Source organism: Pseudohongiella sp., from assembly GCF_040877505.1.
Lineage (GTDB): Bacteria > Pseudomonadota > Gammaproteobacteria > Pseudomonadales > Pseudohongiellaceae > Pseudohongiella.
This window is the reverse complement of the sequence record NZ_JBBDNQ010000028.1, coordinates 1-13,527: the sequence shown is the minus strand read 5'-3', so window position 1 is coordinate 13,527 and position 13,527 is coordinate 1. Positions and strand designations below refer to the sequence as shown.

The 13,527-nt window shown below is 54.8% G+C and carries 11 protein-coding genes; 4 read left to right on the top strand and 7 right to left on the bottom strand.

The genetic code is table 11. From position 1 onward, the window contains the following. The first annotated feature begins 96 nt into the window (after positions 1-96). On the top strand, positions 97-2,028 hold the full coding sequence (locus tag WD071_RS09725; RefSeq protein ID WP_368048176.1) for a glycosyltransferase family 39 protein: 1,932 nt from the start codon (positions 97-99) through the stop codon (positions 2,026-2,028). Between the two features lie 40 nt (positions 2,029-2,068). On the opposite strand, the gene WD071_RS09720 is transcribed toward WD071_RS09725, so the two are convergent. After that, positions 2,069-3,820: a methyl-accepting chemotaxis protein gene (locus tag WD071_RS09720; RefSeq protein WP_368048175.1), complete on the bottom strand. Its 1,752-nt coding sequence runs from the start codon at positions 3,818-3,820 to the stop codon at positions 2,069-2,071. Between the two features lie 172 nt (positions 3,821-3,992). On the opposite strand from WD071_RS09720, the gene WD071_RS09715 reads away from it, so the two are divergent. After that, positions 3,993-4,760, top strand: a complete 768-nt coding sequence (locus WD071_RS09715) for an ExeA family protein (RefSeq protein ID WP_368048174.1) — start codon at positions 3,993-3,995, stop codon at positions 4,758-4,760. A gap of 57 nt (positions 4,761-4,817) precedes the next feature. Continuing rightward, on the top strand, positions 4,818-5,597 hold the full coding sequence (cysE, locus tag WD071_RS09710) for a serine O-acetyltransferase (protein ID WP_368048173.1): 780 nt from the start codon (positions 4,818-4,820) through the stop codon (positions 5,595-5,597). Here the strand turns inward: cysE and WD071_RS09705 are convergent, their stop codons facing one another. From WD071_RS09705 to WD071_RS09690, 4 genes are all read right to left on the bottom strand, one after another. Then, on the bottom strand, positions 5,598-6,974 hold the full coding sequence (locus WD071_RS09705; protein ID WP_368048172.1) for a PhoH family protein: 1,377 nt from the start codon (positions 6,972-6,974) through the stop codon (positions 5,598-5,600). It abuts the gene before it with no gap. 160 nt (positions 6,975-7,134) lie between these two features. Continuing rightward, entirely contained in the window at positions 7,135-8,265 is a 1,131-nt protein-coding gene (locus WD071_RS09700) for a sodium ion-translocating decarboxylase subunit beta (protein ID WP_368048171.1), read from the bottom strand. A gap of 5 nt (positions 8,266-8,270) precedes the next feature. Then, the gene (gene oadA, locus WD071_RS09695) at positions 8,271-10,082 is read right to left on the bottom strand and encodes a sodium-extruding oxaloacetate decarboxylase subunit alpha (protein WP_368048170.1); all 1,812 of its coding nucleotides are present in this window, start codon (positions 10,080-10,082) and stop codon (positions 8,271-8,273) included. 99 nt (positions 10,083-10,181) lie between these two features. Continuing rightward, positions 10,182-10,448 carry an OadG family protein gene (locus WD071_RS09690; RefSeq protein ID WP_368048169.1) on the bottom strand — a complete coding sequence of 89 codons (267 nt, stop codon included), beginning with the start codon at positions 10,446-10,448 and terminating at the stop codon, positions 10,182-10,184. 162 nt (positions 10,449-10,610) lie between these two features. Here WD071_RS09690 and WD071_RS09685 point away from each other — a divergent pair, with 162 nt between their 5' ends. Next, entirely contained in the window at positions 10,611-11,189 is a 579-nt protein-coding gene (locus WD071_RS09685; protein WP_368048168.1) for an NnrU family protein, read from the top strand. A 56-nt stretch (positions 11,190-11,245) separates the two neighbouring features. On the opposite strand, the gene WD071_RS09680 is transcribed toward WD071_RS09685, so the two are convergent. Together WD071_RS09680 and WD071_RS09675 are read right to left on the bottom strand one after the other, a co-directional pair. Continuing rightward, positions 11,246-12,559: an ammonium transporter gene (locus WD071_RS09680; RefSeq protein WP_368048167.1), complete on the bottom strand. Its 1,314-nt coding sequence runs from the start codon at positions 12,557-12,559 to the stop codon at positions 11,246-11,248. Between the two features lie 45 nt (positions 12,560-12,604). After that, on the bottom strand, positions 12,605-12,943 hold the full coding sequence (locus WD071_RS09675) for a P-II family nitrogen regulator (protein WP_368048166.1): 339 nt from the start codon (positions 12,941-12,943) through the stop codon (positions 12,605-12,607). Positions 12,944-13,527: the final 584 nt, after the last annotated feature.

The following is a 13,527-nucleotide window of genomic DNA, read 5'->3' as shown; positions in this document are numbered from 1 at the left end:
GACGCATAACGCCCCTAATATGCGCCTTTTTGTTTTACTTACAGTGAGTGATTCTTATAATGCCGGTCATCAAACAGTGCCGCGTTGAGCAACCCCATGCCTCAGACAGAACCCAGATCCATCGCCAGGACCGTCGGCATTTTGTGCCTGCTGGCAATACTGACAACTGCCATCAAACTTTTTCTGGCAATCCGGCTTGAACTGTACAGCGATGAGATATTTTATTGGCAGGCATCGCAGTTTCCTGCCCTCGCCTACAGTGATCTGCCATTCATGGCGGCGCTGCTGGCGGGTCTCGGCGCGGAGCTGTTCGGACATCACGCTATTGCGGTACGTTCAATGTTTTTACTGATGGGCTGCAGCACCCCTGCCCTGGTTTACTGGCTGGCACGCCCGTTGACCGGCCACAGGCATGCCCTGATATCCGCCATGCTGACGTTCTGCCTGCCCATGGCGGCTTTTCTGGGCCTGCTTGCGGTGCCTGACGTGCCGCTGATCTTCTGGGGGCTATTGTTCCTGGGATGCCTTGAGCGCGCCACGCGCTGTGGTCACTGGCATTGGTGGCTGTTGGCCGGGGCATTTGCCGCGCTGGGCCTGAGCACACATTACCGCTTCTCCCTGTATGTTCTGGCTGCACTGATTTTCATGTTCGTCAGCCGCAGCCACTGGTATTACTGGCGCAGCGCCAGACTATGGGTGTCGGGCCTGATCGCCATGTCGGGACTTTATCCGGCATTGAGTTTTAATCTGGTTCATGACCTCAGTGGCATAGACTACCACCTGCTCAGCAGACACCCATGGCAGTTTCAGCTGGAAGGGCTTTTGCACCCTGTGATTCAGGGCACCATCGTGACGCCATTGATGTACGCGACGCTTTGGCTGACATTATGGATTCTGCTCAAAAAAGCCCGCGAGGGCGACACCCGTGCCGGTCTGTTTGCCGCTTTCGCCGCGACAAATCTTGGTGTTTACCTGCTTCTGGCACCCTGGAGCGACACCACGCGCACAACCCTGCACTGGCCATTGTCAGGCTATCTGCCATTGCTCGTGTACGCGCCACTGGCGCTGTCGGCGGCAGGAGGCTGGCTGACCGGGCGTTACCATGAAAAACGGAGCCGCTTTGTGGTAGGGGCGATACCGGTCACCGGACTCATCGGCACCCTGCTGCTGTTTGTTGGCATCGGTTCACAGGGCTTCAATCAGCAACTGCAGGCATACTTCGGCGTCGGCGTGCTCTCCAACAAGATGGCCGGCTGGCAGCCGTTGATGAACCATCTGAAGGCGCTGCAGGAAAGATATGACATACCTGCAGACGGTGTTGTCGTCACTGACAATTATTACACCAGTGCACAAATTGAATTTGCCATCGATGACGCCCGGACCTACACCATAGACCAGGACAAAACAGTTCGTGACGGGCGTTACGCGCAATATGCAATATGGCAAAAAGACGAAGCCGGGCTGCGCCAGTTGCCCGGTGAACAGGCTGTTTTTATCACCGAAGACAGTGCCTTGAGTGTCGATGAAAAACTCGCAGTCATGGACAGAGCCTGCAGTCTGTTCAGCGAACTGACCTTGCTGGATCAATTTTTTCTGTACCAGGGCGACAAGATATTCAGCTTCTATCTTGGCAGCAACATACAGGCTGATGCCACAGCGGCGGCCACGACTTGCCCCAGGCCCGGCCACATCTGGCTGGACCAGCCTGTTGATGGCGAAACCGTCAGTGGTCAGATTGTTGTGAGCGGGTGGGCAGTCAATAACAACGTGGGGGTCAGCAGAATACGGATACTGCTGAACGGTGAAGTGGTCGGTGAAACCCGCCGCTCGGTGGAGCGCCATGACGTGGTCGACATCCGCCAGGCACACAGTGATCCCAGCGCACCCATGGTCGGTTTTGAGTTAATGCTGGATACCCGGGATTTTGCTGATGGTCGCTATCAGCTGGCGCTGGAAGTGGTCAGCGGCGCCGGTGAAAGACAGCGCGGCTACGCGCGACGGGTCACGATAACAAATGAGGCCCGGTAAAAGGCCTCACTGACTCGCCGTCGACGCGCGAAAAACTGCCTCAGCGGCGAACGCCATCTCCCAGTTTGAATTGATTGACCAGGCCATCCAGAGCACTCAACAACATATCGATTTCTTCGTGGTACTGTTTGCACTTCAGATAATCTTCGGTATTCAGACGGCCGTCAGCGGCGATTTTCACGCTGCTTTTGGCGATCCCGTCCGTCACCTCGGACTGCTGTTTTACCGCACTGGCAATGTCCTGGCTGCGTTCCGAAATCAACAATACCGAGGCCAGAACAGACTCCAATAGTTCATTGGCGGAGTTTGCCGATCCCACGCACTCCTTGGACAGATTGACACCCTGATCCATGGCGGTAACGATTTGCACCGTGTTGTCCTGCAGGTTCTGGATAATGGTATTTATCTCCAGTGTGGATGCCTGGGTTTTTTGTGCCAGGCTGCGCACCTCATCGGCAACAACCGCAAAACCGCGTCCCTGCTCACCCGCTCTGGCGGCTTCGATGGCGGCGTTCAACGCCAGCAGATTGGTTTGCTCGGCGATGCCCTCAATGACCTCCAGTACGGAATGGACTTTTTCATTGTGATCTCGCATGTCGTGAACTTTCAGCTGGATTGATGTCAGTGAACCAGACAGTTTTTCCACGGAAGAGCGCGTATTGGAGACCGCAGCGGTCGCTTTTTGGGTTGCGCCGTTGGCCTCATTGGCAGCGGCAACACTGGTCTGGGCACCTTCGGCAACATCTGCCAGGGATGACGACAGCTCAGTTGTGGATGACGCCAGCAGCTCGGTCTCCTCCAGCTGCGATGCTGATCGACCGGCTGTGCGCTGGATCATGTCGGAAAACTGCGCGGACTTGCCAGTCACTTCGGCATTGGTGGACAACACCTGTCGGATGATGTCAGCCAGTTTGCCGACAAAGGTATTGAAGCTTGCGCCCAGTTGAGACAGCTCATCATTGCCATCGTCCGTCAAACGGCGGCTGAGATCGCCCGACCCTTGCGCGATGTCCTGCATGTAGGCCTGAGCCGTGCTCAGAGGCTGGGTAATCGACGCCGACAGGAAGTAGGCGATGGCCACGAGCACAAGCAGAATGACCAGAATGATAGCCGCTGAGCTCATCGCCCAGGCATTGAACTCGGCACGAATGTCATCCTCGTAGAGACCGTGAATAATAACCCAGCCCCAGGGTTCAAACAGCTCGGCATACACAGTCTTCACTTCCGCCTCAGGATGCGCCAGAGGATCGTCGGTGAAGGTGAGGAATCGATATCCGAACAAGGGATCCGGAAAATACAGGTACTCCGCAAAACCGGTGTAGTCGCTGCCGGTGTAGCGCTCGATAATCTCGGTCATGGTCGGCGTCGGATCACGGTACCCCAGGTCCCGCATGCGTTCTTCCGGCGTGGTACTGGCGTTCTGCATGGCCTGCCTGACCTGTGCGTCGGTATCAAGTGCGCTGTCGACATTGCGCAACGGGTGGGCCAGGATTTGTCCAAGCCGATGGTACAGGAGCAGGTAATTGCGCTCATCGACCATGGTGTTGTTAATCATGAAGCGCCCCAGGCGCTTGGCCTCGGATTCAGCCAGGGTGCCGGCACGAATCTGATCATCAAGCCCGCTCAGCGCCTCGTGGATCATCTGTACCTGATTGACGCTGCCTTCACGCAGCTGGTCCATGAAACGCTCACGCGCCTGCAAAAGCAACGTCACGCTCAAACCAATAATAGCTATCACGCTGATGAAAACAATGAGCCCGATACGGGTGCGAATGGTAAATTTGCTGAACATGACGGGTCCCTGCTCTGAATTACATTGCCCTGCCGCTGTGGCAGATATGATCTTATTATGCATTAGCTAACGGCAGTGACTGGCGAAACATTAGCCTTGCGTTCAGCGCTATATGCTTGAAAACCGCCGTCGACTGATTTAGCCTGAAGCTCTCTGGAGGCATCCCGCAAAAATGACGCTGAATCCGCTGGACTTCACATTCGCACCTTTTAGCGACACACCCGACCTCAGAATGTTCTGGGACGGACATGGTTGCCTGCAGATATTCGATTCATTGTTGCTCGCTCTGGTCAACGGTGCACCGCTGCAAACCGTTATTGCCGAGCCCGGACTGGGCAAAACCGTGCTTTGCCGCAAACTGTTGAACAGCCTTCGATCCCACAAAAGCCGATACCGTCCCTTATACTTGCCCTATCCGCACCTGGACCTGGACTCGGACCTGGACCAGATGCTTGGCGAAGACCTGCTCACGCAGGAAGCCCCGGATCAGCGCCGTACCGTTCTGCTGGTCGACGAAGCACAGGCCTTGCCCGAAAAATTTCTGCTTCGCCTGATCGACTGGCTGTCTCCGCCGGAAGCCGGTCGGCAGGGAATGCAAGCGGTACTGTTCGCACAACCGGAGCTGGAGGAGCGATTGCAGGGTATTGCCTTGCGACCTCTCGCGGATCTGGCAGGCAACAGCTTCAAAATCCACCCGTTTGATCGAAAGCAGATCCGGAGCTACCTGAGCGAACGCATTGTTCGCGCCGGAGCCGACCCTGAAACGCTGCTCACCGAACGCATCATTGATACCGTCTGGCAGGCCAGTAACGGAATACCACGGCTGGCCAATACCATCATGCGCAAGGCATTGCTTGCCGCCCGTCATGACGGCTCCGAAACGCTGCAACACCATCATGTTCTGTCCGCAACCGCAAGCACGGATGTCACCGTGTCATAAGCGTCGTCCTGCTATATAATCCGGCTTCCGCCAGATTGTTAGCGATGGAGAATCGGGATGCCGGAAAATATTTGGGAACAACTGCAGGAAGAAGCCCGCGAGCTTATCGGCCGTGAACCTCTGATGGCGAGCTATGTTTACGCGTGTGTGTTGAATCACAAAAGCCTGAGCTCGGCACTCAGTTACCTGTTGGCGCACAAACTGGCCAATTACGTGATGTCAGCAGTCGCCATCCGCGAACTGGTGGACACCGCGTTTAAAGAGTCGCCTGCTATCGTTGATTATGCTGCCTGTGACATCCAGGCGGTGTACGATCGTGACGCGGCTACCAGCGCATTTCTGCCCGTCATCCTGTATCTGAAAGGTTACCAGTCCATTCAGGTGCACCGCGTGGCGCATTTCCTGTGGAACAAAGGCAGACGCGACCTGGCGCTGTATCTGCAAAGCCGCAACTCGGAAGTATTCGGCGTTGATATTCATCCGGCCTGCGTGATGGGTAAAGGCATCATGTTCGACCATGCCACCGGCATTGTGATCGGCGAGACCACAGTGATTGAAGACGATGTCTCAATCATGCAGTCCGTTACCCTGGGCGGAACCGGTAACGAACAGGGCGACCGGCATCCGAAGATACGCTCAGGTGTGCTGATTTCTGCCGGTGCCAAAGTACTGGGCAATATCGAAGTGGGACGCAGCGCCAAAGTGGGCGCCGGCAGTGTTGTACTCAGGGATGTGCCAGCGCATACCACCGTGGTGGGTGTCCCGGCTCACCAGATAGGCAAACCCTGTCCGGACAATCCGTCGCATACCATGAACCAGCTGGTCGACAGCGACTGATCAGAGGTGCTCTTCGGCGTAGGCTGCCAGCAAGGAGCGTGGAACACCCTGCAGTTGCAGATTGCCACCGTGCGCGAAGTTCTTGAAACGTTCGGTCAGGTAGGTGAGGCCTGAACTGGTTGGACTGAGGTAGGGTGTGTCTATCTGGGCAAGGTTGCCGAGACAGACCACCTTGGACCCCGTGCCCGCGCGGGTGACAATGGTTTTTATCTGGTGGGGCGTGAGGTTCTGAGACTCATCGATCAAAATCAGGCTGTGCTGAAAACTCCGGCCACGAATATAGTTCAGGGATTTGAACTGTAGCGGCACCTTGGCCAATACATAATCGATACTGCCTGCGGCATTCTCATCATCCCAGTGCAGGGCTTCCAGGTTGTCCGTAATCGCACCCAGCCAGGGCTCCATTTTCTCCGCCTCAGTGCCCGGCAGAAAACCGATGTCTTCGTCCAGCCCCTGAGTGCTCCTGGTGGCTATGATACGGCGAAACAGCTTGGTATCCAGCGTCATCTCGATTGCGGCCGCCAGCGCAAGAATGGTTTTACCTGATCCGGCAGAGCCCGTCAGATTCACCAGATGCACGTCCGGGTCCAACAGCAGATTCATCGCCATGGCCTGAAAAATATCTCTGGGCTTTAACCCCCAGGTCTCCCGCTGCATAAGCCTGTCTTTGTCCAGGTGGCGAAGAATGATATGGGTTTCCGTCAGGCGCGACACCCGACCCAGGAAACCGGCAGCATCAAAGAAAAACTGATTCGGGTACACTTCCTGCGCTACGGCGCTTCGCGGAATCTGATGGAATGTTTCACCGCTGTGGGTTTGTTCTGTCTCCACTGCGCTGATTCGATCCCAGAAACTGTCACCAAAATCGATATAACCTTTGTTGAGTTCTGCGATATCGCTGAGCAGTTGGTCCGTCTGGTAATCCTCGGCATCAATGCCGCAGGCCCTTGCCTTGAGACGCATATTGATGTCTTTGGTCACCAGCGCCACATGGTGGGCCGGGTGCTGTTGTTTCAACAGTGCAACGGCGTTCAGGATCTTGTTGTCGTTCAGGTGCTCGGGGAGCATGCGGTGAATCTGTGGCGTTTCGGTCATCAACACTGAGAGTGTGCCGAGACTTGGCAACTGTTTGCCACGATCTATTGGTACACCCTGCTCAACGTCAACCGGTGTCGCTTTGCCGAGTATGCGGTCGATTTCGCGAATTGCCTGGCGCGAATCTGCGGCGACAGCGCCACGTCCACTTTTCAGATTATCGAGCTCCTCAAGCACCGTCATTGGAATGACGACCTGATGCTCGTCGAAATTCCAGATAGCCGAGGGGTCGTGAATTAATACGTTGGTATCGAGGACATAGAATATAGGGCTTAATGACACAAATAGCGGCTCTGTATAATTATTGCAACAAAGTTGACACTAAACATTTACCGTGACATCAGTGTGACATGAGCGGGCGAAGGTGTGCAAGCGACTATCTTACATACGCTTGCTTGCACACACAGTCGCACACATCCATGCAGACATGTGGTCTGTGTCGTCAGCCAACCAGCTGGATGAGCACACCGGCGGCTACCGCTGAACCGATAACACCTGCAACATTGGGCCCCATGGCATGCATCAACAGGAAGTTGTGCGGATTGGCTTCAGTGCCCACCCGATTGGCAACGCGTGCGGCCATGGGTACCGCCGAAACACCGGCGGCGCCAATCAAGGGATTGATCTTGCTGGATGACAAAACGTTCATCAGCTTGGCCATCAGAACGCCTGACGCGGTGCCGATGGAGAAGGCAACAATACCCAGAGCGAGCACACCCAGCGTACTGGGCACCAGAAATTCATCCGCGATAAGTTTGGAACCGACCGCGAGGCCCAGCATGATAGTGACGATATTGATCAGCGCGTTCTGTGCAGTTTTTGTCAGGCGATCGACAACACCACACTCCTTCATCAGGTTACCGAAACAGAACATCCCCAATAGCGGTGCCGCGCTTGGTATGACCAGCGCAACCAGGATCAGCAGCACCAGAGGGAACAAAATTTTCTCCCGCTGCGAGACCACACGCAGTTGCGACATTTCGATACGCCGCTCTTTTTCGGTGGTCAGTGCCCGCATGATGGGCGGCTGTATCAATGGCACCAGCGCCATGTACGAATATGCCGAAACGGCAATGGCGCCAAGTAATTCCGGCGCCAGTATGCCCGCCACATAAATAGCAGTCGGCCCGTCAGCACCGCCAATGATCCCTATAGCTGCGGCCTGCTGCAAGCTAAAGTCAAACCAGCCCAGGTCGGTAAAAAACAATGCTCCAAGCACTGTGGCAAAAATACCAAACTGCGCCGCAGCACCGAGCAACAGCGTTTTCGGATTCGCGAGCAGAGGCCCGAAATCAGTCATCGCCCCGACGCCAAGAAAGATCAGCAGCGGAAAAATGCCTGTTTCCAGACCAATCGAATAAAACTGCGCCAGAACCCCTTGCCCGACAGCAATATCGACGCCGGGTATATTGGCCAGCAGGCCGCCAAAGCCGATGGGCACCAGAAGCAATGGCTCAAATTTTTTGGCGATCGCCAGGTACATCAAACCCAGGCTGACCAGAATCATCGCCAATTGTTTCATTTCGATCTGATACATGCCGGTTGCATGCCAGAGTTCTATCAACTGATCCATGCTGCTTACTCCAGAGTCACCAGGGCATCGCCTGCGCTGACGCTTTCTCCCTCATCAACATGGACCGTGCGCACCACGCCCGCACGGTTAGTGCGAATCTCGGTTTCCATCTTCATGGCTTCGAGAACCAGCAGCACGTCACCATCAGCCACCTCGGCACCCTCAGTGGCGACAATGCGATAGACACTGCCTGACAGTGGCGCCTTGATATCATGCCCTTCACCGCTACTCTGGGCGGGTGGCGAGTCCAGCTGTTCGGCCTTGGCTGCAGCTTTCATCTCGGTCACGTCACCACCCGCGCTGACCTTGACGACGTAGCTTTTACCATCAACTTCCACGGTGTAGACACCATCTTTCGAGACGCTGCCAGCCGGGGCCTTATCTTGCCGGGGATCTGCTGAAGGTGCCGCATTGGCAGATTCCGCTTCAGGAGCAGGCTCGAAGGCATCCGGATTATCACGGTTCTGGAAAAATTTTAGTGCTGGCTGCGGAAACAGGGCATACGTCAGCGTGTCGTCGATATCGTTCTCCAGCTTGAAGCCTTTGTCACTGGCGATCCCGGCCAGCTCTTCCTTGAGACGATCAAATTCAGGTGTCAGCAAATCTGCGGGACGGCAGGTCACCGGCTCCTTGCCCGCCAGTACTTTCTTGCGCAGCTCCGCATTGACCGGCGCCGGGGTTGCCCCGTATTCGCCTTTCAAGACGCCTTCGGTCTCCTTGGTGATATTTTTGTAACGCTCACCACCCAACACGTTCAGAACTGCCTGCGTGCCGACAATCTGCGAGGTTGGTGTCACCAGCGGGATGAAGCCCAGGTCTTCGCGCACTCTGGGTATTTCCTCCAGAACCTCGTCCAGCCGGTCAGTGGCCTTCTGTTCGCGCAGCTGGTTTTCCAGGTTGGTCAGCATGCCGCCCGGGACCTGAGCTACCAGAATGCGCGAATCGATGCCTTTCAGCGCCCCTTCAAAGCGCGCATATTTCTTGCGGATATCCCGGAAGTAGGAGGCAATCTCCTCAAGCAATTCAATATCCAGCCCAGTGGCCCGCTCCGTACCGTCCAGCATGGCTACCATGGTTTCTGTCGGCGTATGGCCGTAAGTGAGGCTCATGGACGAAATCGCCGTGTCCAGATTGTCGATACCGGCTTCGACCGCTTTGATGTAAGTCGCGGTCGACAATCCGGTGGTGGCGTGACACTGCATGTGTACCGGTATGGAAATCGTCTTCTTGAGGCCGGTGATCAGTTCGTAGGCAGTATAGGGCGCAAGCAGGCCGGCCATGTCCTTGATGCAGAGCGAATCCGCGCCCATGTCTTCAATTTCCCGCGCCATACTGAGCCAGGAGTCAATGGTATGAACCGGGCTGATGGTGTACGCCATGGTACCCTGCGCGTGACGTTCCTGTTTTTTGACGGCCTTGATGGCGCGCTGCAGGTTGCGCGTGTCATTCATCGCGTCGAACACACGGAACACGTCAACACCATTGACAGCCGCACGTTCAACAAAGCGATCGACGATGTCATCGGCGTAGTGGCGATAACCCAGAATGTTCTGCCCCCGGAACAACATTTGCTGCTGCGTGTTGGGCATGGCCTCTTTCAGTTTGCGTATTCTCTCCCAGGGGTCCTCACCCAGGTAACGGATGCAGGCATCGAATGTCGCACCGCCCCAGGATTCGACGGCCCAGAACCCGACTTTGTCGAGCTTGGCCGCGATGGGCAACATGTCATCCAGCCGCAGCCTTGTTGCCAGAAGTGATTGGTGCGCATCGCGCAGAATAACGTCTGTGATGCCTAACGGCTTTTTATTATCACTCATGTACTCAAGCCCTTCTTGTTATTTCATTGCGCAGCCTTGGTCGCCGCACAATATGGTTCCCCGGAAAGTCAGCCGCAAATACGGAGCGGTTGTTATGTATTATTGGTCTGCACCTGAGCGGTGTTGACGGATGGCTGCACTGATCACGGCAACCAGTTTCCCCTGATCTGTAGCCTTGGAAGATGGCCGCTGAGGCTGCTTTTTACCTGAACTCCTGCGCGGCATGGTCACCGCCGGTGTGGGCAGGAATCGCTGCACCAGGGACGACATCAATGTGGTCAACATAACCAGTAATATCAGGAAGATAAAAACAAAGCCCATACCGTAAAGGGCGAGATTGAAACCAGCAGCTATTAGCTCAGACATGCGTTATATCCATCTTTCTCAAGAAGCAGCATCATACTAAATATCATCGCCGTGTGCTAACAGCTTATAACCGCATCTTTAGCGTCAGTCATTGCTTGCTACACCCTGTCAGACTTGAGTATGCTGCCACTCACATTCACCGGATTACTGGAAACTCTTTCTATGGCGCTGCTGATTGCAGGATTATTGTTATTTTTGGGCATGCATTTCACGGGCATTGTCGCTGACGATTGGCGTCAGGGCATGATCAGAAAGCTGGGAGCCAACACCTGGAAGTTGCTGTATTCGGCGGTCGCCATCCTTGGGTTTGTGTTAATCGTCATAGGTTATGGTGATGCACGCACCAACCCGAACTGGTTGTGGATGGCACCCGTGTGGGCCCGGCATCTGGCCATGCCATTGACCCTGATCGCATTCATTTTGCTGGCAGCAGCCTACGTACCGCAAAACCGTATCAAAGCCAAACTTGGCCACCCCATGCTCGCAGCGGTCAAAATATGGGCTTTTGCGCACCTGTTGGCTAACGGCAGCCTGGCTGATGTGCTGCTGTTTGGCAGTTTACTGGTGTGGGCTATCGCCGGCTTTGCCGTGCTGCGACGCAGAGATCGAAAAAATGGCGTTATCAGAGCCTCCGGGACGCTCAAAGGCGATATGGCTACCATTGTCATTGGTGTTATTGCCTGGGCAGCGTTCGCCATGGTTTTGCATACGGTGCTGATCGGCGTCAGCCCGATGCCCTGAACCACGCCTCCCGTATAAGTCAGATCAAAGGCGGGCATCCCTGCCCGCCGCACTGATCACATGGAATAGCCTTTTTCGTCGTGATCGCTGATGTCCAGACCCGTCTGCTCCTGCTCAGGCGTGACGCGGTTGCCCGACGTCAGAATACCAACAACTTTCATCAGAATGATGGTCACCACAGCCGTATAAACACCGGTTGCCAGGATACCAATTGCCTGCACGCCCAGCTGTGATCCCAGCGCCATGCCCTCCGCGTAACCGTTACCACTGAAAACACCGAGTTCCCGCGACACAAACACGGCTGCCATCAAGGTGCCCAGCATGCCGCCAACACCGTGTACCGGGAACACATCCAGCGAATCATCAATCTTGAGCTTGTGTTTAAGATAGTTGGTGGCAAAGAAGCACAGAAAACCGCCCATGACGCCGATCACCATGCCGCCCGCCGGACCAACAGAGCCCGCTGCCGGGGTGATGGTCGCAAGACCTGCAATAAGACCGGTTACAGCACCCAGACCGCTGGGCTTGCCATGCCGGATCCATTCGATGCACATCCACGTCAACGCGCCTGCGGCTGCCGACATATGCGTCGCCAACAATGCCATACCGGCATTGCCGTTTGCGGCCAGGGCACTGCCAGCGTTAAAGCCATACCAGCCCACCCACAACATGCCAGCGCCGGTAATGGTCATGGTCAGGTTATGCGGAATCATGGCCGTGGTCAGAAAGTCACGACGCTTTCCCAGCATGACGGCCATTACAACGGCAGCCACACCAGCGGTGACGTGGACAACAGTCCCGCCGGCGAAATCGATCAGCCCCATCTGATATAACCAGCCATTGCTGTTCCATACCCAGTGACATACCGGGAAATAAACCAGCGTAGACCAGAGAATGACAAACAGCATCAGTGAGGAAAATTTCATTCGCTCGGCAAAGGCACCAACGATCAGCGCCGGTGTAATAATCGCAAAGGTCATCTGGAAAGCGGCAAATAGTGGTTCCGGGATATCCCCCCACAGAGAATCCACAGTGACGCCGGCAAAAAACGCCTTACTCAATCCGCCCCACCAGCCACCTTCGGCGGGTCCAAACGCAATGCTGTAACCGTACAGGAGCCAGAGAACGGATATAACTGCTGCAATTGAAAAACATTGCATCAGAACAGAGAGCACGTTCTTGCTACGCACCAATCCGGCATAAAATAGCGAAAGACCGGGTACCGTCATGAAAAGCACGAGAGCGGTTGCGGTAAGAATCCAGGCTGTGTTCGCGCCATTGAGTTCATCCTGAGCTATCGCAATGGATGGCATCAGGCAAAGCAGAAGAGCGAACAGGCTGAATGATTTTTTTGTTATGAGATTAAACATGATGAACATTTTCCCCGTCGGAACAAAGATCTGTAAATTGGTCTATTAAACTGCTGCATCCCCGGTTTCCCCGGTGCGAATACGCACGACCTGCTCCAGAGAAACCACAAAAATCTTACCGTCACCAATTTTGCCAGTCCCGGCAGCTTTGCAGATGGCATCCACCGCTGTTTCGACAAGCTCATCCGGCACAGCGATTTCTATTTTTGTTTTAGGCAGAAAATCGACGACATACTCGGCGCCTCGGTAAAGCTCTGTGTGACCCTTCTGTCGGCCAAACCCTTTTACTTCGGTCAAAGTCATGCCGCTAACGCCCAGGTCATTGAGCGTTTCGCGAACGTCATCAGCCTTAAAAGGTTTTATAATTGCAGTAATCAGTTTCATGGCTCATCTCCCGTCGGTTCATTGACCACGCGCGGTCACATGTCCGTTTTCTGGTTGTTTGCACACAACGCACCGCAACGAATCAACACCTGAACTAAAAGCACTGATTCGGTGCGTATTTGCGTTTATATACGTTATTTGACGTATTCTGTTGGACGCCGAAAAGGAGCAGCAAAAATCAGGCCTGATTGAGGGGAATAGCGGAAAGAAGAATATCTATTTGTATTAAATGACTATTTTTGACTGTTGTCAGTTTTGTAGTTGCCACGACAAAAGAAATATTTGCACCAATATAAAGCAGGCGCATTCATCCCCGGATCACAAATTTGGGGCAAAAAAAATCCCCGGCCTCTTTCGAGACCGGGGATTTTCCCATTTAAATGCCTGACAAAATGGCAGGATAGCCATTTTGGACAGCTGCAAGCTGCCCCGCAAGGGGTGAGGGTCATGGATGACCCGAATCACAATGTCCGCGGACGTGACCGCCACGGATGGCGGAAATGCGGAAAATGCAGGAGCGCTTTTCCGCTGGCAGGCTTTCCAGTGACATAAAAAAAAGCCCCTACCGGCTAAGCCGATAGGGG